This window comes from Citrobacter sp. Cu233, assembly GCF_030332225.1.
Lineage (GTDB): Bacteria > Pseudomonadota > Gammaproteobacteria > Enterobacterales > Enterobacteriaceae > Citrobacter.
The window spans coordinates 185,825-205,690 of the sequence record NZ_JAOWIF010000031.1 but is presented as its reverse complement, the minus strand read 5'-3'; the positions used below and the strand labels follow the sequence as shown (position 1 = coordinate 205,690).

The following is a 19,866-nucleotide window of genomic DNA, read 5'->3' as shown; positions in this document are numbered from 1 at the left end:
GGCCAGAATATGAAAAGTGGGCAAGAAATCCTCACAATACAGGGGGTAGGTAAAACCTACAGTGAACCTGTTTTGGTGGATGTGACGCTAGCATTATATCCAGGAAAAGTACTGGCCCTGACGGGAGAAAACGGTGCCGGGAAAAGTACGTTATCAAAAATTATCGGCGGGTTAACCAACGCAACGACCGGGAAAATGGTTTATCAGGGGCAGCCTTACGCACCTGCGAGCCGAAAAGAGGCGGAAAAGCTGGGTGTTCGCATGGTTATGCAAGAACTCAATTTACTGCCTACGTTGTCGGTTGCAGAGAACTTATTTCTCGAACAACTTCCGCATCGATTCGGCTGGATCGATCGAAAAAAACTCGCAGAAATGGCCCGTCCGGTAATGGCAATGGTTGGGCTGCAATCCGTCGATCCAAATACGCTGGTGGGCGAATTGGGGATTGGTCACCAACAGATGATCGAAATCGCCAGAAACCTGATTGGTGAAAGCCGGATACTTATTCTGGATGAACCGACGGCCATGCTCAGTAGTCGTGAGGTCGAACTGCTATTTAAACAAATAGCGATCTTCAAAGCCCGAGGCGTTTCAATAATTTATATTTCTCACCGACTGGATGAGCTTGCGATGATTGCTGATGACATCGCGGTGCTACGTGATGGTCATTTGGTTTGCGTGGACGATATTAAACGTTATACCAGCGATCAACTTGTTTCGTTGATGGTCGGCCGCGATTTAGAAAGTTCATTTGATTTAAGTGGACGCCAGGCCGGTCAACCCATCCTGAAAGTGGAAAATTTTAAGCGTGGAAAAATTATTCGGGACACGTCGTTTACCTTGCACAGTGGCGAAGTGCTCGGCATTAGTGGTCTTGTCGGCTCTGGCAGGACCGAGCTGCTACGCGCTATTTTTGGCGCGGACAAAATAGACAGTGGCACATTACTGATTGGTACTCCACTAAAACCAGTGGTGATCCGTTCGCCTGCACAAGCTATCCGACACGGTATCGCCTTAGTCACGGAGGATCGTAAAGGTGAAGGGCTTCTGCTACCACAGTCGGTTGCCGCAAATATCTCGTTGGGTAACAGCGAGAAAATTAGCCATCTGTCGGTCGTTAACGCATTGAGTGAAACCACATTAGCGAATAAGCACATCAAAAGTTTAGGCGTTCGTACAACGAATACCTCACAGGCCGTGGAAAGCCTGTCAGGTGGTAATCAGCAGAAAGTTCTCATTAGCCGGTGGCTGGAACGAGACTGTGAAGTCGTCTTATTTGATGAGCCGACTCGCGGTATTGATGTAGGTGCCAAACAAGATATTTATCAATTGCTGAATACGTTAACGGCGAAGGGAAAAGGCGTTGTTGTCGTTTCCAGTGACCTACGCGAACTGATGCTGGTTTGCGATCGTATTGCGGTCATTTCCGATGGCAAGTTAGTGAACACATTTACACGTGATAACTGGAGCCAGGATCGCATTTTAGCGGCTGCATTTTCGGCCTATCAGCATTCAGAAGAGACTGTCAGCGAGTAGCCGGGGATAAAAGATGAAAAACAATTTTGCGACAAAACAAGCGGCAGCAGAGAAAAGAAATACACCGACGTCATGGAAAGGCCTAAGTAGCTATATCGGGTTGCTCGGGGCGTTAGCCGCAATGATCGTCCTATTTTCATGCCTCAGTTCTCATTTCTGGAGCATGAACACTTTCAGCACTATTGCGAATCAGATCCCCGATTTAATCGTTATGTCGGTGGGGATGACATTTATCTTAATCATTGCCGGCATCGACCTTTCCGTTGGATCGTTGCTGGCGCTTGCTGCTGCAGTCGTCAGCGTCACCTATTTAAATTTTCATTGGACGCCCTGGCTTGCCGCGCTTTCAGGCGTAGCACTCGCCACATTCGTTGGAGCGTTAACGGGCCTGATTACCGTTGCCTGGCGTATTCCGGCGTTTATCGTCTCACTGGGCGTTCTGGAAATGGCCCGCGGAGCAGCATATCAGTTAACTGACTCGCGGACCGCGTATATCGGTTCTATTTATGATTATTTAGCCGACCCCATTCTCTTTGGCGTCTCCCCTTCTTTTATTATCGCGATCGTTGTCATTGTTGCAGGGCATCTGGTGCTGACGCGAACCGTATTTGGTCGCCATTTGATCGGTATTGGCACCAATGAAGAAGCCGTTCGATTGTCAGGTATAAATCCAGGTCCTTATAAGGTCGCAGTCTTTGCCTTGATGGGGGGATTATCCGGCCTGGCGTCGCTGTTTCAGGTTGCCCGTCTTGAAGCCGCCGACCCCAATAGCGGCGTTGGCATGGAACTACAGGTGATTGCCGCAGTTGTGATTGGCGGCACGAGCCTGATGGGAGGACGTGGCTCTATTATCTGTACGTTTCTTGGCGCGTTGATTATTTCCGTTCTGGCGGCGGGACTGGCGCAAATTGGCGCAAGCGAGCCGACAAAACGTTTTATAACAGGAGCCGTAATAATCGTTGCAGTGGTACTTGATACATACCGTAGCCACTTAAATAAAAAATAATAATGAGGGTTGCCCGGCTTGACCGGGTAACCACAGCAGATGAAATTCCTGTTACAGTCCGAGCGCGGTCCCGACGAGCAACCAGATATTCAGCGCCACCACCAGCACCACAATCACCCAGCCAACATATTTAACCCAGACAGTGTTAACCAAATCCCCCATTAACGTACTGTTGCTGGTGAATATCAGGAGTGGTACCAGCGCCAGCGCGATACCGAAACTCAGTAGTACCTGACTCATGACCAGAATACGGGTGGGATCCAGGCCCATCAGGATGACGATAAATGACGGCATCATGGTGACGCTACGGCGCACCCAGAGCGGGATATGAAAGCGGATAAACCCTTGCATAACCACCTGCCCCGCCAGCGTACCAACCACAGTAGAGGAAAGCCCTGCTGCCACCAGGCTTAAACCAAATACGGTAGCCGCAGCATGACTCAGCAGCGGTTCAAGCGTCAGATAGGCCTGGTCCAGGTCTGCAATACCGGTATGCCCGCTAAAGTGAAATGCGGCTGCTGCTGTCGCCATCATTGCCAGATTCACAAATCCAGCAATCGTCATGGCGATTGCCACATCCCATTTCGTCGCTGCGTAACGCTGTTGGCGCGTACCACCGTGCAAATGCTGGGTTAAGGAGGAGTGCAGATAAATGACGTGCGGCATGATGGTGGCACCAAGCACACCGGCCGCCAGGAACACCGCTTCGGAATTGGGCAGGCTCGGTATAACCATCCCTTTGCTAAGCTGCGCAAGGTTCGGTTGGGAAAAAATCAGCTCGACAATGTATGCCGCTGCCACGAACAACAACAAACCGCCGATCACTTTTTCCAGGGGTTTTTGCCCGCGACGCTGCAGCATCAGAATTAAAAATGTCGCAATACCAGTGAGCACAGCCCCCTGCAGCAGCGAAACGCCAAGGATAAGTTTAAAGCCAATCGCAGCGCCAATAAATTCTGCAAGATCGGTCGCCATCGCAATAATTTCGGCCTGTACCCAGTAAAACCAAACCACTGGACGAGGATAGTGATCACGGATCTGTTCCGCCAGGTTTTTGCCGGTGGCAATGCCAAGCTTGGCCGACAGCACCTGAATCAGCATCGCCATCAGATTTGCCCAGACCACAACCCACAACAGTTTGTAGCCAAAGCTGGCCCCTGCCTGGATATTCGTAGCAAAGTTACCGGGATCGATATATCCGATAGCCGCGATGAACGCAGGTCCCATTAATGCGAGCTTCAACTTGCGCGCTGCCCGTCCACTGCTACTCTCAACGCGATCGTTAGTCATTTTAGTGCCTCAGAAACATAGCCTTTGCTATGTTTCAAGCTACGCTTATTGAGAATGATTATCAAATTCATTTTAATGGGTGAAGTTGATTTCTCTGATAGCGTTTGCCTATGGAACGGTAAGAAATTTGGAAATGCCGGTAAGATGTTTGATTATTGTTATGAGATTAGCACAGTGACATAACTTTTCACTTCCATACTAAACATAACGGAAGTGTATCACCGATCACTAATTTTGAATCTCGTCACAGGTCCTTATTATAGTGTGTGTTTGATCTCGTTTTCTTTACTGTTGTTACATAGAATGTGCACGAAAACTAAATCTGCCTCAAATTTGGAGCAAATATGGACCGCGTTCTTCACTTTGTCCTGGCCCTTGCCGTGGTTGCGGTACTCGCACTGCTGGTAAGCAGTGACCGTAAAAAAATCCGCATTCGTTATGTTATTCAATTGCTTGTTATTGAAGTGTTACTGGCATGGTTCTTCCTGAACTCTGATGTCGGCCTGGGCTTTGTAAGAGGCTTTTCCGAGATGTTTGAAAAACTGCTCGGATTCGCTAATGAAGGGACTAACTTTGTCTTCGGCAGCATGAACGATAAAGGCCTGGCATTCTTCTTCCTGAAAGTGCTTTGCCCAATCGTCTTCATTTCCGCTCTGATCGGTATTTTGCAGCATATCCGTGTTCTGCCGGTTATCATCCGCGCGATTGGTTTCCTGTTATCCAAAGTGAACGGTATGGGCAAACTGGAATCCTTCAACGCCGTTAGCTCCCTGATCCTGGGTCAGTCCGAGAACTTTATCGCCTATAAAGATATCCTCGGTAAAATGTCTCGCAACCGCATGTACACCATGGCAGCAACAGCGATGTCTACCGTTTCCATGTCTATCGTCGGCGCATACATGACGATGCTGGAACCAAAATACGTTGTTGCTGCGCTGGTTCTGAACATGTTCAGCACCTTTATCGTTCTGTCACTGATCAACCCTTATACCGTTGATGCCAGCGAAGAAAATATTCAGATGTCCAATCTGCACGAAGGTCAGAGCTTCTTCGAAATGTTGGGTGAATACATTCTGGCAGGCTTCAAAGTTGCGATTATCGTTGCAGCAATGCTGATTGGTTTCATCGCGCTGATCGCTGCCCTGAACGCCCTGTTCGCTACCGTTACCGGTTGGTTTGGCTACAGCATCTCCTTCCAGGGCATCCTGGGTTACATCTTCTACCCGATTGCGTGGGTGATGGGTGTGCCGTCCAGCGAAGCGCTGCAGGTGGGCAGTATCATGGCAACCAAACTGGTTTCCAACGAATTCGTCGCAATGATGGACCTGCAGAAAATCGCCTCTACGCTCTCTCCGCGCGCTGAAGGCATTATCTCTGTGTTCCTGGTTTCCTTCGCGAACTTCTCTTCTATCGGTATCATTGCAGGCGCAATTAAAGGCCTGAACGAAGAGCAAGGTAACGTGGTTTCCCGCTTTGGTCTGAAACTGGTTTACGGTTCTACACTGGTCAGCGTACTGTCTGCTTCCATTGCAGCACTGGTACTGTAAGACGACATCAATACAGCCGTTACCAAACCGGGGAGTTCAGATTCTCCCCGGTTTTTTTATGTCTGTTATCCAGCAATCTAAGCAAATAAACGAAAAACGCAGGCAGGAATCAAATGCAAAAAACCCCCGCTTTTCAGCGAGGGTTTCAATTTTGGTGGAGCTAAGCGGGATCGAACCGCTGACCTCTTGCATGCCATGCAAGCGCTCTCCCAGCTGAGCTATAGCCCCACGATGCGTTTACGTACCAAATTCATTGGGATTAAATTTGGTGGAGCTAAGCGGGATCGAACCGCTGACCTCTTGCATGCCATGCAAGCGCTCTCCCAGCTGAGCTATAGCCCCGTCACGTAAAGCTTGTCGAGTTGACGGGCGGCATCATATGAATTCCCTTCGCGTGTGTCAACGGCAAAATTAACTCATAGAATTCAATCGCTGAAAAAGCAGGCAAATGAAGAACATTGCGCAACAACTCGCATTCAGTAGTTAAACGCGTCACGGTTTCTACTAAAATGGTGCTATAAAATGAACCACTAATTAACCCCACGACTATTCAGGGAATCGTTATGTTCAAGGAACGGATGACGCCAGAAGAACTTGCTAATCTGACCGGATACAGCCGACAGACCATCAATAAATGGGTGCGCAAGGAAGGTTGGGCTACCTCACCCAAACCAGGCGTTCAGGGCGGTAAAGCCCGTCTGGTTCACGTTACCGAACAAGTTCGTGAATACATTCGCAGCGCTGAGCGTTCAGCGGAAGGCTTATCAGATAGTTTATCTTTATCAGGTGACACCTCCATTGAAGCTCTACTGATAAGACTCGCCAAAGAAATGACGCCATCAGAACAGAAAATGTTTACGTCGCTGATCCTGCGTGAAGGCATTACGGGTTTGTTACAACGCTTAGGGATTCGCGACAACAAATAATATGAAAAAATTACGCAGTAAAATGACCACCGAAGAGCTGGCTGAATGTCTCGGTGTCGCCAAACAAACCGTCAATCGCTGGATCAGAGAGCAAAACTGGACAACCGAAAAGTTTCCCGGTGTTAAAGGTGGTCGCGCAAGGCTTATTCATATTGATGCGGCTGTCCGAGAGTTTCTTCTCAATATTCCCGCTTTTCGCAAGGTGCCAGAATTTTATCAGGCAGAAGAACCGCTTGCCGAGTATACACACGTGGTTCGCAGTCACGCCTGCCGTCAGATAATCAGCGCACTGGATAACATGTCACCAACGGAACAGGAAAAGCTGGCGATGTATATTTCGCGCGAAGGTATTCGCACTTTCCTGACCCGTCTGGGCATTGATGAGTCTGAATAAATACCAAAAAAACGGCAGGGTATGCGCCTGCCGTTATTTTATCTCTCAACCCGTCTTACTGCTGACTTTCACGCTCAGTAATAAACGCGAGCGCTTTGTTAATACGTTCAATGCTGCGAGATTTACCAATCGCATGCACAGTAACGTCTAACGCCGGAGACTGACCCGCACCAGTGACGGCTACGCGCAGCGGCATCCCGACTTTACCCATGCCCACTTCCAGCTCGTCAGCGGTTGCCTGAATCGCGTGGTGCACGTTTTCCGCGGTCCATTCGCTGATAGCAGCCAGTTTGTCGCGAACCACTTCCAGCGGCTGACGAGCAACCGGACGCAGGTGTTTCTTCGCCGCATCGGCATCGAACTCAGCAAAGTCTTCGTAGAAGTAGCGGCAGCTCTGCGCCATCTCTTTCAGCGTCTTGCAGCGTTCGCCCAGCAGTTTTACCAGCTCAGACAACTGCGGGCCAACGCGCGTATCGATATTTTCCTGCTCGATGTGCCACTGCAGATGTGTCGCCACATATTCTGGCGCCAGTGCATTAATGTAGTGGTGGTTCAACCACTGCAGTTTTTCAGTGTTGAACGCGCTCGCAGACTTGCTCACCGCACCGAGAGAGAACAGTTTGATCATTTCTTCACGGGTGAAGATCTCCTGATCGCCGCTGGACCACCCCAGACGTACCAGATAGTTCAGCAACGCTTCCGGCAGGTAGCCGTCGTCGCGATACTGCATAACGCTGACCGCACCGTGACGTTTAGAGAGTTTTTTGCCGTCGTCGCCGTTGATCATCGATACGTGAGCATAAACCGGGACCGGTGCATTCAACGCTTTCAGGATGTTGATCTGACGCGGGGTGTTGTTGATATGGTCTTCACCACGAATGACGTGGGTGATTTCCATATCCCAGTCATCAACCACAACGCAAAAGTTATAGGTCGGGGAACCATCAGTACGGCGGATGATCAGGTCGTCCAGCTCCTGGTTGCTGAATTCGATTGGCCCACGGATCTGGTCGTCAAAAATAACGGAACCATCCTGCGGGTTGGCAAAACGCACCACGCAAGGTTCGTCGTCCGCGTGGTGTTCATGGCTATGACGGCAGCGACCGTCGTAACGTGGTTTTTCACCTTTTGCCATCTGATCTTCACGTAGCTGTTCCAGACGCTCTTTGGAGCAATAGCATTTATATGCCGTACCTGCTTCCAGCATCTCATCGATGACAGCATTGTAACGATCAAAACGTTTAGTCTGGAAATACGGGCCTTCATCCCACTCCAGATTCAGCCAGTTCATGCCATCCATAATGGCTTCAATAGCTTCCGGAGTGGAGCGTTCGAGATCGGTGTCTTCAATACGCAGCACAAACTCACCGCCATGGTTACGTGCAAAAAGCCAGGAATAAAGAGCAGTACGCGCACCGCCGACGTGCAGGTAACCTGTCGGGCTTGGCGCGAAGCGAGTTTTGATTTTCATGAAATGGCCTTACGTTTATAAAGATGCCGACAACCGGCAAATCCTGGGAAGATTATCAGGCTGGTATTCTATCACTGTGGTCTGATTCCTCAATGTTGTTCAGGTTGGAACATCACGCTTTGCCATTTTCGTATACAAATCATGCGGCATGGATTGTTTTGCGATCGTTTTGCTTAAATTTACGACGAACGAACAATTTCTTTAGAAAATGCGTTGACTCATTTTCAACTCTCCCTATAATGCGACTCCACACAGCGGGGGTGATTAGCTCAGCTGGGAGAGCACCTCCCTTACAAGGAGGGGGTCGGCGGTTCGAACCCGTCATCACCCACCAACTACTTTAAGTAGTCTCCGCCGTGTTAAGTAAGAAATTGAGAAGTGGGTGATTAGCTCAGCTGGGAGAGCACCTCCCTTACAAGGAGGGGGTCGGCGGTTCGATCCCGTCATCACCCACCACTTTCTCGCCAGCTGGATTTCTTACAATACAATGAAGTACCGAAGTGGGTGATTAGCTCAGCTGGGAGAGCACCTCCCTTACAAGGAGGGGGTCGGCGGTTCGATCCCGTCATCACCCACCACTTCGGGTCGTTAGCTCAGTTGGTAGAGCAGTTGACTTTTAATCAATTGGTCGCAGGTTCGAATCCTGCACGACCCACCAATGTAAAAAGGCGCCCTAAAGGCGCCTTTTTGCTATGCGCAAAATTTAATGATTCGAACCTGCAGCAGGTTCGGGTCGAACGTAGTGAGACAACGGAGCCGTTGACGGCGATGACCCGAAGGGCGAGCGAAGCGAGTCATCCTGCACGACCCACCAATGTAAGAGAGGGCGCTGGCGGCGCCTTTTTGCTATTTGCGATTTATAAAACTGCCAGATAAGACGTTAATCGCCGTCCGGCACAGACATCATACCGTTAGCGCCACCACCAGTTTTTCCAGTGCCGGCGTTGCCTGTTGTTGGTCGTACACAATGTACAAATCAGCAGGGATCCGTTCTTCCAGTGGGCGAAACACCACTCCCGGCCAGTTCATCTGCGCATAACTGTCTGCGATTAAGGTAATACCAATCCCCATACTGATCATCGCCAGTACCGTTTGCGGCTCCCTCACCTCGCGAATAATCATTGGCGTGAAGCCGGCGCTCAGGCAAACACGCTGCAAAAACGTCCAGTCAGTATGAACGGAAGGCATCGTGACAAAATATTCGTTCCGTAACGCTTCCAATGGTATCGCTGCAAGCGCGATCAGTGGGTGCTCTTCTGGCATCGCTACCAGAAAAGAGGACTCATGCAAACGCAAGCTGGTGAATCCAGGCGAAGGTTCAGTCGCCATCCGCCATACTCCCGCATCCAGCTCACGCCGCTCCAGCATCGTCATCTGCATTGCCGGCATATGTTCACGAAACAGCACTTCAACGTTGGGGTTATCCTTCAAAAAACGCCGCATGACCGGGCGCATTTTTCCCCACATTGCCGTACCGATAACGCCAAGTTCAATTCGCCCTGTTTCACCCCGACCAATCTGTTCCACGCGTGCCAACGCCTGATTGGCGCTGGCTAACAAACGGCGCGACTCCTCCATCAAAATCGTCCCTGCATGGGTTAACGCAACACTACGGGAGTGACGAATGAACAGCAGAGTGCCAAGTTGCTGTTCAAGTTCTTTGATATGAATACTCAAAGGGGGTTGCGACATATTCAGCCGGGCAGCAGCCCGACCAAAATGCAGCTCTTCTGCAACAGCAAGGAAATAACGCAATAACTTCAGATCAATACGATGGGCACGTTCCATAACTGTTGCACTCCATGAATGAGGGATAAGGTCTTGAATTTACCACATTACCTGATAAAAAAGAGTTTTAACGACCAGATACCCGATATGCATACAGATAATAGACAGTACGTTGGGAAAAGATAGACATGAGAATAGATATATAGCGTAAAGTTAATAATGTGCCATTGCCAGCCTCAATGCCCAAAAATGGAATTATTTCTTTTACGTATTACTGTCGCTTATAAAGCAAACTGGCGAGTATTTCCTCGCCAGTGATATATAAATTAATGTGCCAATGATTTAGTCGCCAACTTTTCTGGATGATGCTGGTACTTAAAGAACAATGCGAATACAACCGCCAGCGCCAGTGCATAAGCAGCAAACACCAGCCAGATGGTTTGCCAGTCTTTTACTCCATCAATAGAGAAATAATCGACGGCCATACCGCTTAAAATCGAACCTACCCATGCACCAACACCATTTACCATCGTCATAAACAACCCTTGTGCACTGGCACGTATATTGGAGCTAACCTCCTGCTCCACAAACACCGAACCTGAGATGTTGAAGAAATCAAACGCACAGCCGTAGACGATCATCGACATAAGAAGCAGTACAAAACCAAACGGAGAGGGATCGCCGAACGCAAAGAACCCAAAGCGCAGCGTCCACGCCAGCATACTCATCAGCATCACCGTTTTGATGCCAAAACGTTTGAGGAAGAAGGGGATAGTGAGGATAAAGCCGACTTCCGCCATCTGAGAAACCGACAGTAGAATTGAAGGATATTGCACCACAAAGCTATTGGCAAACTCAGGGTTACGGGCGAAATCATGCAGGAACGGATTACCAAAGACGTTGGTAATCTGCAGCACCGCCCCCAGCATCATTGCAAACAAAAAGAAGATTGCCATACGCGGGTTTTTAAACAGAACAAACGCATCCAGTCCCAACTTACTGGCAAGTGTTGCTGATTCTTTTTTCTCTGCAACCGGAATTTTCGGCAACGTGAGAGCATAAAGCGCAAGCAGTAACGATGCACCGGAGGCGATATACAACTGTGCGCTGCTCAGTTCCAGCCCCATCAGACTGACTGTCCACATAGCCACGATAAACCCAATGGTGCCAAAAACGCGTACGGGTGGAAATGATGTGACGGGGTCCAGACCCGCTTTTGCCAGGCAAGAGTAGGAAACACTATTCGATAATGCGATCGTCGGCATGTAGGCCATGGCATTGACTAACATGACCCAAAACATCGTGTCCGAATCCGTGACGGTTGTGGCATACAGCAACACACCGGCACAGACCAGATGGCACAGCATGTACGCACGTTCCGCGCGTAACCATTTGTCGGCAATGATCCCCATAATGCCAGGCATGATAATCGCCGCCAGACCTTTGGAGCTGTAAACCATACCAACGTTGGCACCCGTAAAATGTAAGGTGTTTATCATGTATGAACCCAGGGTTACCAACCAACTACCCCAGATAAAATATTGCAAAAACGACATAATTTTTAATCGGGAAATAATACCCATTTTTATTCCTTGCCGTAGGGTAAAGCCCCTGATGCGGGGCTATTGTTATTGTGTATTTAGGCCAGCTTGCGTAAGAAACCACAAATCAGATTAATAAAGTTCTGACGAGAAAGTTCGGCTGCTGCCAGTGTTTGCTCATGGGACAGTTTTACATCACCCAATCCCTCCGCCAGATTGGTAATCGCTGATACTGCCACAACTTTCAGGTCGCAATGACGAGCAGCAATAACTTCAGGTACAACAGACATGCCCACCACATCGCCGCCAATAATTTGCATCATGCGAATCTCAGCTGCTGTTTCGAAGTTCGGTCCAGGATAAGAAACAAATACGCCTTCAGTGAGAGGGAATCCTTCATCTGCCGCGACGGTCTGGAGAATGGCGCGGTAATCTGCATCATAAGCATTCGCCAATGAGAAGAAGCGATCGCCAAAACGCTCATCATTTAGCCCGACCATCGGGGTACCCGGCATAGTATTGATATGGTCGCGTAACGCCACCAGACTCCCCGGGCCGACTTCTGGGCGCAAAGATCCTGCAGCATTGGTGCTGAACAATAATTCGCAACCCAGTAATTTCAGCGTACGAACGGCGTCAGTCATTACCGCCATGCCACGGCCTTCATAAAAATGGCCACGCCCTTTCATGCAAGCTACCGGGACCCCTGCCAGATGACCAAGCACCAGTTCTCCGGCATGCCCATGGACGGTACTCACCGGGAAACCCGGCAGCTTTTCGTAGGAGATAGCCACAGCACCTTCAATTTGTTCAGCCAACGCCCCCAGACCGGATCCCAGAATAAAGGCAACACGAGGGGTAAAGTCGGGTTTATAGCTACGAATAATATCAGCACTGTACCAGGGATTTTGCGAGAAAGAGTGGCTCATGATATGTCCTTCTAAGGGCTTATTAATTGAATGAAATCTGACACCCTTCGTTTATAGCGGGAATCACATGAGCCTTACCAATACCGTTTACTGCGTAGTTCAATATCGATTTGATATAGATTATTTTTATTAATTCAGATCCAATACCTATCAATTATCAATATTTAAATATTGGACGAGCCATCTCTCACACAAATAACATAAGAATAGCTGCATCCTGGCAGCAATTCTAAATTACGCACAAATATTCAGTGCATTTATTATTTGGCAGATGGAATACTCAATGAATAAAAAACTTATCGCAATAAGTTTAGCAACCTCATTAACCTTACCTCAACTGGCACAGGCTGAATTTAAAGGCGGCTTCGCCGATATTGGTCTGCATTACCTCGACTGGACATCAGACACCACGGAAAGAACCAGTAAGAAATCACATAAAGATGATTTTGGCTATCTGGAACTTGAAGGCGGTGCAAACTTTAGCTGGGGGGAAATGTACGGATTCTTCGACTGGGAGAATTTCTACAATGGCCGCCACGCTAAACCCGGCAGTGAACAGCGCTACACCTTCAAAAATACCAACCGTATCTATTTAGGTGATACAGGGTTAAACCTCTATCTTCATGCCTACGGGACCTATGGCTCACCGAACCGCGCTAACTTTCATGATGATATGTTTCTCTATGGTTTGGGCTATAACTTCACAGGTAACGGCTACTGGTTTAAACCCTTCTTTGCCAAACGCTATACCGACCAGACCTATTACACCGGGGATAACGGTTATGTAATGGGTTGGGTGGCCGGATATAGCTTCTTGCTGGGCAGTGAGAAATTCAGTGTGACTAACTGGAATGAGTACGAATTTGACCGTGACGCAACCTACGCCGCAGGGAATGGTGGTAAAGACGGCATTAATGGCGCGATCGCATTCTGGTGGAATGCTACCCCTCATCTGACAGCTGGCATTCAATACCGCTACGCCGATAATAAACTGGGAGAATCCTTCCTGCAGGACGGCGTTATTTACTCCATTAAATACCTGTTTTAACGCATTACGCCAGCCAGATAGTTAGATTTGATAGAGCGGATCGCGTACCCGGCCAGCAGTTAATTCACTGGCCTGCGTACGCACCACGTCCCACAATGCCTGAGCGGCAGTTGAGAGAGAGCGATTTTTGCGTCGCGCCAACATCAGTTGCCGCTCAACAACTGGCGTTAAACGTTTAACCTGTAAATGGCTGCCCTGTGGTAAGGGTAGTGCCAGCGCGGGCAGCACGCTGATACCAATCCCTGCTTCGACCATCGGGAACAGCGTTGCCGGGTGTCCAATCTCCTGAACAATGTTGGCATCAATAGAAAAATGAGACAATGCCGCATCAATCAGCGGTCGGCTACCGGAGGCATAATCCTGCAACACCAGGCGCTCATGCTGCAGATCCTGCCAGTTAATCCATTCCCGGTGAGCTAGCGGGTGATCCTGACGACACAACAACAGAAACGGCTCCGATAGCACCGCTTCACACTGCAGATCGGTTACGGCTCCCGGGTCAATCACAATGCCAAAATCCACTTCCCCCTGACGAATACTCTCCAGGACCCACTGTTGTGGCCTGTCGTGCAGGACAAAATCGATTGCCGGATAAAGCTGATTGCTCTGCGCAATACACTGCGGAATGAGATGCGCGGAAATCGTCTGGCTGGCAGCCACACGCACCGTACCGGTTAACTGCGTACCCACCTGCCCGGCTTCGCGCAGCGTACTGTGCAGTTCATCCAGAATGCGTTCCAGCCGTGCCGCCAGCTGTTGCCCGGCTTCCGTCAGCACCACCTCGCGCGTTGTACGATCCAGTAGCCGGACACCCGTCTGTCCTTCCAGCTCTTTTACACTATGACTGACCGCCGACTGGCTTAAGCCGATGATATCCCCCGCCCGGCTAAAACTTTTAGCCTGAGCGACGGTGACAAAGATACGTAATTGGCGCAAAGAATAATTCATCGATTCAATTCATATATAGATGCAATAAATCAATTTTATTTCTCAAATAGAAAAACGCAAAATGTGAATACCGAATTTCAGGAGCTTTTATGAAACTTTTTCGTATCCTTGATCCGTTCACGCTGACGCTGATTACCGTCGTTTTATTGGCCTCATTTTTCCCTGCCGAAGGCGGCTTTGTTCCTTTTTTTGAAGGCCTAACCACCGCCGCTATTGCCCTGCTCTTTTTTATGCACGGCGCAAAGCTCTCGCGTGAAGCCATTATTGCCGGCGGTAGCCACTGGCGTTTGCATCTGTGGGTCATGTGCAGCACCTTTGTGGTCTTCCCCGTGCTGGGCGTCCTGTTTGCCTGGTGGGCACCGGTCAACGTTGATCCGATGCTCTACACCGGTTTCCTGTACCTGTGCATTTTGCCCGCTACGGTGCAGTCGGCAATTGCCTTTACGTCACTGGCGGGAGGTAACGTTGCCGCCGCCGTGTGCTCCGCCTCTGCCTCCAGCCTGTTGGGTATTTTTCTCTCCCCGCTGTTGGTCGGACTGGTGATGAATATGCATGGTGCAGAGGGCAGCCTGGAGCAGGTAGGGAAAATCATGCTGCAACTGCTGCTGCCATTCGTGCTGGGGCATCTTTCACGCCCATGGATTGGCGACTGGGTGTCGCGCCATAAAAAATGGATCGCCAAAACGGACCAGTCATCCATTCTGCTGGTGGTTTACTCCGCTTTCAGTGAGGCGGTCGTGAACGGGATCTGGCACAAAGTTGGGGTCGGTTCACTGCTGTTTATTGTGATTGTCAGCCTTGTGTTACTGGCCATCGTGATGGGTATCAACGTTTTTGTCGCGCGCAAATGTGGCTTCAACAAAGCCGATGAAATTACCATTGTCTTCTGTGGGTCGAAAAAGAGTCTGGCGAACGGGATCCCCATGGCCAATATTCTGTTCCCGACTTCGGTGATTGGTATGATGGTGCTGCCGTTGATGATCTTCCATCAAATCCAACTGATGGTATGCGCTGTGTTGGCGCGTCGCTATAAGCGCCAGACGGACGCATTGCAGGCGGCGCAGCAGAACAGTCGCGCCGCGAAAGCTTAAAGCGGACGTTTCAGGGGCTGTACCAACTGTGTCAGCCCCTCGGTTTTAATCAGCAGTGTGATTTGCATTAGCTCACCCAGTTTGCCTGGCGGAAATTCATCTTTGCGGGCAAACCACAGCAGATACTCTTCCGGGACGTCAATCAGCCGACGCCCCTTATATTTTCCAAAAGGCATCACGGTATTGGCAATTTCAATCAGTTGCTCTTTTTCCATCTCAGGCGCCCAGTAAGCGGATCATTTCAGCTTCATCAATAATGGCAATGCCCAACTCCTGCGCTTTTGCCAGCTTCGAGCCTGCCGCTTCACCGGCAATAACCAGATCGGTTTTCTTCGACACGCTACCTGCCACTTTCGCCCCCAATTCAGCCAGCCGCGTTTTGGCATCATCGCGCGACATCTGGCTCAGACTCCCGGTCAGCACCACCGTTTTCCCCGCGAAAGGGCTGTCGATCTCTTCTGCATTGATGACGACGGGTGCTGGCCAGTGAATACCCTGCGCCAGCAACTGGACGATCACCTCGCGGTTGCTCTCTTCGGCAAAGAAGTTAAACACGTGAGTAGCCACCACGATGCCAACATCCGGTACTTTTTGCAGCTCTTCAATGGAAGCCGCTTCCAGCGCATCCAGCGTACCGAAATACGCGGCCAGACCCGCAGCCGTTGCTTCACCGACTTCGCGAATGCCCAGCGCATACAGGAAACGGGCAAAGGTGGTTTCTTTCGCTTTTTCCAGCGCGTTCACCACGTTTTGCGCCGATTTCGGTCCCATACGATCGAGACCGGTCAACTTACCTGCGGTCAACGTGAACAGATCCGCTGGTGTGTGCACGTACTCTTTCTCGACCAGTTGATCGATAATTTTGTCGCCCATACCGTCAACATCCAGCGCACGACGGGAAACGAAGTGTTTGAGCGACTCTTTACGCTGCGCACCACAGATTAAACCGCCAGTGCAGCGAGTCACGGCTTCGCCTTCCACGCGTTCAACGTCAGAGTTACACACCGGACAATGCGTGGGAAACTCGATTTCGCGCGTGTCTTCAGGACGCTCGGACAACACCACGTTTACCACCTGCGGGATCACATCGCCCGCACGACGAATAACGACTTTGTCGCCAATGCGTAATCCCAAACGCTCGATTTCATCGGCATTATGCAACGTAGCGTTACTGACCAGCACGCCAGCCACTTGCACCGGCTCGAGGCGGGCGACGGGCGTAATCGCGCCGGTACGCCCGACCTGAAACTCAACATCGCGAACAAAAGTCATCTGTTCCTGCGCCGGAAACTTAAAGGCTACCGCCCAGCGCGGTGCGCGGGCAACAAAGCCCAGTTGCTCCTGCAGCGCCATGGAGTTGACTTTGATCACCACGCCGTCAATATCGAATCCCAACGTTGGGCGGTCTTCTTCAACCTTATGATAGTAAGCGAGTACTTCCTCCGGAGAGTCGCACAACGTTACCCTGTTGCTGACCGGAAGGCCCCACGCTTTAAACTGCAGCAAGCGCCCCAAATGCGTATCGGGTAGTTCGCCGCCTTCCAGCACACCGACGCCATAGCAAAAGAAAGTAAGCGGTCGCTTCGCCGTGATACGCGGATCGAGCTGGCGTAATGATCCTGCCGCCGCATTACGCGGGTTAGCAAACACTTTGTTGCCAGTGCGGCGGGCTTCTTCGTTAATTTTTTCAAACCCGGCCTGCGGCAAAAACACTTCGCCGCGCACTTCCAGACGAGCCGGAATATTATCGCCGCGCAGTTTTAACGGGATCGCGCGGATGGTGCGCACGTTCGAGGTAATGTCCTCGCCAGTCGTACCATCACCACGCGTTGCTGCGCTGACCAGTACACCATTCTCATACAGGATACTGACCGCCAGACCATCCAGCTTCAGCTCACAGCACCAGGTCAGCTTATCCGTACTCTTCAGTCTGTCCTGAACGCGCTTATTGAAAGCGAGAAAACTCTCCTCATCAAACACGTTATCCAGCGACAGCATAGGCACTTCATGACGGATCTGGCTGAATGCCGCCAGTGGTGCGGCTCCTACGCGCTGGGTGGGTGAATCGGGCGTGACAAGTTCAGGATGCTGCGCTTCCAGTTCACGCAGTTCGCGCATCAGGCGATCATATTCCGCATCAGGGATTTCCGGCGCATCCATCACATGGTAAAGATACTCATGATGGCGAAGCGTGGTTCGCAGTTCTGTCAGTTGTTGTTCGATTGATTCCATATCGCACCATCAATGATAAAAAACCCCCGACAGGCGGGGGTTCAGAAAGGAGAGGTCACGCCAGATGAAAATCAGACGTGAGATTCTTTAACTTCGCGGATGCGGTCCTGATACTCGCGCAGTTTCTGCGGCGTCATCATACGACGTTGATCGTCGAGCACCACACCACCCACTTCATCGGCAATGTGTTGTGCGGACTGCAGCATCAGCTTGAAGTTTTGCAGCTCGTCGCCATAGGACGGAACCTGCATAAAGATAGTGACGCCCGGTGTGCTGAAATCGCCGGTCATCTCAGGGTCAAACGTCCCTGGGTTAACCATGTTGGCAAGACTGAACAGCGACGGACCACTACCATCCGGGCTGAGATGACGATGGAAAATATTCATATCGCCAAATTTAAAACCGGCCTGCTGAATGCTGTTGAGCAACACTTCACCGTTGAGCTCGCTGCCATGATGCGCCGCGACGTTCATAATGATGACCGCTTCTTTACGCTGCGGTTTTTCAGCAACGGGTGCTTCTTCAACAACCGGTTCAGGCTGCGGTTGCGGTTCAACAACAGGCTCTACGGGCTGAAAGGTCTGCGGTGCAGGTTGTGGCGCTTGCTGCACGGGTTGCTGTACCTGTGGAGCCGCCGGCTGAGGTTGCATCGGTTGCTGCTGTACCGGTTGTGGCTGTTGTACTGGCTGCTGCGGATGCTGGGCATGCGGCTGCGGTACCTGTGGCGCCTGAGTAGGCTGCTGCGCGTGTTGACGCGGCTGAGCAGACGCATAAGGCGGCTGGTACTGGTGTTGCGGCGACTGAGGAGGAACACCATGTTCCTGAGCGCTGCCGGGAGCATGATTCACACGATGCACGCGGACTTCGCCCACGCCTTCGTCTTCCTCGACGTTGTCGTCATAGGAATCCTCGTCATCACGTTTAGACTTCATGCGTTTCAGTGGGCGATCGCGGAATATAGAAGACCGTTCTTTACGGCTAGTCCAGAAACCATGTACCAGTAAAGCGATTATGGCGATCGCGCCAACAATGATTAATATCAGACGCAAATCCTGCATCATTATATTCTCTGTTGTTCTAACACCTTGCCACCACGGCAAACATTTACTCACTAAGAGTATTTGCCGATTACGCCAAGTGCAAGTGCACTCTTGGCTTTCACGGCATAAAGATGAATAAAAACGTGCTTTTTGCTGTTTTTTCGAACATTTCTGAACTGGCCTATGCTCGACAACCGAGTAAGATAAGCAAAGTTTACTCAGGGTTTTATATAATACGGAGCATATCCTGACTATGGTTTCATCATCTGCAGTTATATCACGTAGCGGTTTTTATTACTTCTCTCAGGGATGGAAGCTCATCACTCAACCGGGAATTCGTCGCTTTGTTATCCTGCCTTTACTGGTGAATATTGTGCTGATGGGCGGCGCATTCTGGTGGTTGTTTACACAACTGGACAGTTGGATCCCCGCGCTGATGAGTCACGTCCCGAACTGGCTACAGTGGCTTAGCTATTTGCTATGGCCGATTGTCACGATCTCCGTGCTACTGGTATTTGGCTACCTGTTCTCCACCATCGCCAACTGGATTGCCGCACCGTTTAACGGCTTATTGGCAGAACAACTCGAAGCCCGCCTGACAGGTGCGACACCGCCTGACACTGGCGTTCTTGGCATCATGAAAGATGTGCCGCGTATTATGAAGCGTGAATGGCAAAAGCTGGCGTGGTATCTCCCGCGCGCCTTTGTGTTACTGCTCCTCTATTTTATCCCCGGCGTGGGGCAGACCGTCGCACCCGTGCTATGGTTCCTGTTCAGTGCGTGGATGCTGGCCATTCAATATTGTGATTATCCGTTCGACAACCACAAAGTCCCTTTCAAAGAGATGCGTATCGCCCTGCGCACACGCAAAGTCACCAACATGCAGTTTGGTGCGCTAACCAGTTTGTTTACAATGATCCCGGTGCTCAATTTGTTCATCATGCCGGTTGCTGTTTGTGGTGCCACGGCGATGTGGGTAGACTGCTACCGTGCTAAACACGCGTTATGGAAGTAATGCAAAAATGTGTAAAACAGGGGTGGCTTATGCCGCCCCTTATTCCATACTGACGTCGAATATTTCCTTTCTGAATATAGATATGCTAAATCCTTACTTCCCCATACTTTCTCAACAGGTATGC

Annotated in this window: 18 protein-coding genes and 6 tRNA genes; 12 read left to right on the top strand and 12 right to left on the bottom strand. The window is 50.4% G+C overall.

The genetic code is table 11. From position 1 onward, the window contains the following. The first annotated feature begins 9 nt into the window (after positions 1-9). Both OGX95_RS07425 and OGX95_RS07420 read left to right on the top strand, forming a co-directional pair. Positions 10-1,536, top strand: coding sequence for a sugar ABC transporter ATP-binding protein (locus tag OGX95_RS07425; protein WP_286628984.1), 1,527 nt, complete (start codon positions 10-12; stop codon positions 1,534-1,536). A 13-nt stretch (positions 1,537-1,549) separates the two neighbouring features. Further along, the gene (locus tag OGX95_RS07420; protein ID WP_286628983.1) at positions 1,550-2,542 is read left to right on the top strand and encodes an ABC transporter permease; all 993 of its coding nucleotides are present in this window, start codon (positions 1,550-1,552) and stop codon (positions 2,540-2,542) included. 51 nt (positions 2,543-2,593) lie between these two features. On the opposite strand, the gene OGX95_RS07415 is transcribed toward OGX95_RS07420, so the two are convergent. After that, positions 2,594-3,832 carry an Nramp family divalent metal transporter gene (locus OGX95_RS07415; RefSeq protein WP_286628982.1) on the bottom strand — a complete coding sequence of 413 codons (1,239 nt, stop codon included), beginning with the start codon at positions 3,830-3,832 and terminating at the stop codon, positions 2,594-2,596. After that, a complete protein-coding gene (locus OGX95_RS22995; RefSeq protein WP_420808581.1) occupies positions 3,829-3,903 on the bottom strand; it encodes a hypothetical protein in 75 nt (24 codons plus the stop codon). Before OGX95_RS22995 ends, OGX95_RS07415 begins: the two co-directional genes overlap by 4 nt. Positions 3,904-4,176: 273 nt before the next feature. On the opposite strand from OGX95_RS22995, the gene nupC reads away from it, so the two are divergent. Further along, positions 4,177-5,379 carry a nucleoside permease NupC gene (gene nupC, locus OGX95_RS07410; protein WP_048210997.1) on the top strand — a complete coding sequence of 401 codons (1,203 nt, stop codon included), beginning with the start codon at positions 4,177-4,179 and terminating at the stop codon, positions 5,377-5,379. Positions 5,380-5,531: 152 nt separating this feature from the next. Here the strand turns inward: nupC and OGX95_RS07405 are convergent. Together OGX95_RS07405 and OGX95_RS07400 are read right to left on the bottom strand one after the other, a co-directional pair. Continuing rightward, positions 5,532-5,607: transfer RNA gene (locus OGX95_RS07405), tRNA-Ala, on the bottom strand. A 38-nt stretch (positions 5,608-5,645) separates the two neighbouring features. After that, positions 5,646-5,721: transfer RNA gene (locus tag OGX95_RS07400), tRNA-Ala, on the bottom strand. A gap of 221 nt (positions 5,722-5,942) precedes the next feature. Here OGX95_RS07400 and OGX95_RS07395 point away from each other — a divergent pair. Then, on the top strand, positions 5,943-6,305 hold the full coding sequence (locus tag OGX95_RS07395; RefSeq protein WP_286628981.1) for a YfeC-like transcriptional regulator: 363 nt from the start codon (positions 5,943-5,945) through the stop codon (positions 6,303-6,305). A 1-nt stretch (position 6,306) separates the two neighbouring features. After that, on the top strand, positions 6,307-6,699 hold the full coding sequence (locus OGX95_RS07390) for a MerR family transcriptional regulator (RefSeq protein WP_286628980.1): 393 nt from the start codon (positions 6,307-6,309) through the stop codon (positions 6,697-6,699). Between the two features lie 55 nt (positions 6,700-6,754). On the opposite strand, the gene gltX is transcribed toward OGX95_RS07390, so the two are convergent. Beyond that, complete coding sequence (gltX, locus tag OGX95_RS07385; protein ID WP_286628979.1) at positions 6,755-8,170, bottom strand: glutamate--tRNA ligase; 1,416 nt, start codon at positions 8,168-8,170, stop codon at positions 6,755-6,757. A gap of 258 nt (positions 8,171-8,428) precedes the next feature. Here gltX and OGX95_RS07380 point away from each other — a divergent pair. From OGX95_RS07380 to OGX95_RS07365, 4 genes are all read left to right on the top strand, one after another. Then, positions 8,429-8,504 (top strand) — tRNA-Val (locus OGX95_RS07380). Positions 8,505-8,550: 46 nt separating this feature from the next. Further along, positions 8,551-8,626, top strand: a tRNA-Val gene (locus tag OGX95_RS07375). 46 nt (positions 8,627-8,672) lie between these two features. Beyond that, positions 8,673-8,748, top strand: a tRNA-Val gene (locus OGX95_RS07370). A 4-nt stretch (positions 8,749-8,752) separates the two neighbouring features. Then, a tRNA-Lys gene (locus OGX95_RS07365) sits at positions 8,753-8,828 on the top strand. A 245-nt stretch (positions 8,829-9,073) separates the two neighbouring features. On the opposite strand, the gene OGX95_RS07355 is transcribed toward OGX95_RS07365, so the two are convergent. The 3 genes from OGX95_RS07355 to xapA all read right to left on the bottom strand — a co-directional run bounded on the left by OGX95_RS07355 (position 9,074) and on the right by xapA (position 12,368). Beyond that, positions 9,074-9,958 carry a LysR family transcriptional regulator gene (locus tag OGX95_RS07355; protein ID WP_286628978.1) on the bottom strand — a complete coding sequence of 295 codons (885 nt, stop codon included), beginning with the start codon at positions 9,956-9,958 and terminating at the stop codon, positions 9,074-9,076. A 266-nt stretch (positions 9,959-10,224) separates the two neighbouring features. Next, positions 10,225-11,481 carry a nucleoside permease gene (locus OGX95_RS07350; protein WP_271440200.1) on the bottom strand — a complete coding sequence of 419 codons (1,257 nt, stop codon included), beginning with the start codon at positions 11,479-11,481 and terminating at the stop codon, positions 10,225-10,227. Between the two features lie 56 nt (positions 11,482-11,537). Next, positions 11,538-12,368 (bottom strand): xanthosine phosphorylase, encoded by an 831-nt coding sequence (gene xapA / locus OGX95_RS07345; RefSeq protein ID WP_271448565.1) that lies wholly within the window; start codon positions 12,366-12,368, stop codon positions 11,538-11,540. 283 nt (positions 12,369-12,651) lie between these two features. Between xapA and OGX95_RS07340 the strand changes: the two genes are divergently transcribed. Further along, on the top strand, positions 12,652-13,416 hold the full coding sequence (locus OGX95_RS07340) for a nucleoside-specific channel-forming Tsx family protein (protein ID WP_286628977.1): 765 nt from the start codon (positions 12,652-12,654) through the stop codon (positions 13,414-13,416). Between the two features lie 21 nt (positions 13,417-13,437). On the opposite strand, the gene OGX95_RS07335 is transcribed toward OGX95_RS07340, so the two are convergent. After that, a complete protein-coding gene (locus OGX95_RS07335; protein ID WP_286628976.1) occupies positions 13,438-14,364 on the bottom strand; it encodes a LysR family transcriptional regulator in 927 nt (308 codons plus the stop codon). Positions 14,365-14,453: 89 nt separating this feature from the next. Between OGX95_RS07335 and OGX95_RS07330 the strand changes: the two genes are divergently transcribed. Next, a complete protein-coding gene (locus OGX95_RS07330; protein WP_286628974.1) occupies positions 14,454-15,455 on the top strand; it encodes a bile acid:sodium symporter family protein in 1,002 nt (333 codons plus the stop codon). On the opposite strand, the gene OGX95_RS07325 is transcribed toward OGX95_RS07330, so the two are convergent. The 3 genes from OGX95_RS07325 to zipA all read right to left on the bottom strand — a co-directional run bounded on the left by OGX95_RS07325 (position 15,452) and on the right by zipA (position 18,748). Continuing rightward, positions 15,452-15,670 (bottom strand): DUF3820 family protein, encoded by a 219-nt coding sequence (locus OGX95_RS07325; RefSeq protein ID WP_048210989.1) that lies wholly within the window; start codon positions 15,668-15,670, stop codon positions 15,452-15,454. The two genes, OGX95_RS07330 and OGX95_RS07325, sit on opposite strands and share 4 nt — an antisense overlap. Before the next feature lies 1 nt (position 15,671). Then, positions 15,672-17,687, bottom strand: coding sequence for an NAD-dependent DNA ligase LigA (ligA, locus tag OGX95_RS07320; RefSeq protein WP_286628973.1), 2,016 nt, complete (start codon positions 17,685-17,687; stop codon positions 15,672-15,674). 71 nt (positions 17,688-17,758) lie between these two features. Continuing rightward, positions 17,759-18,748, bottom strand: a complete 990-nt coding sequence (gene zipA, locus OGX95_RS07315; protein ID WP_286628971.1) for a cell division protein ZipA — start codon at positions 18,746-18,748, stop codon at positions 17,759-17,761. Between the two features lie 232 nt (positions 18,749-18,980). Here zipA and cysZ point away from each other — a divergent pair, with 232 nt between their 5' ends. After that, entirely contained in the window at positions 18,981-19,742 is a 762-nt protein-coding gene (gene cysZ, locus OGX95_RS07310) for a sulfate transporter CysZ (protein WP_286628970.1), read from the top strand. Positions 19,743-19,866 lie beyond the last annotated feature (124 nt).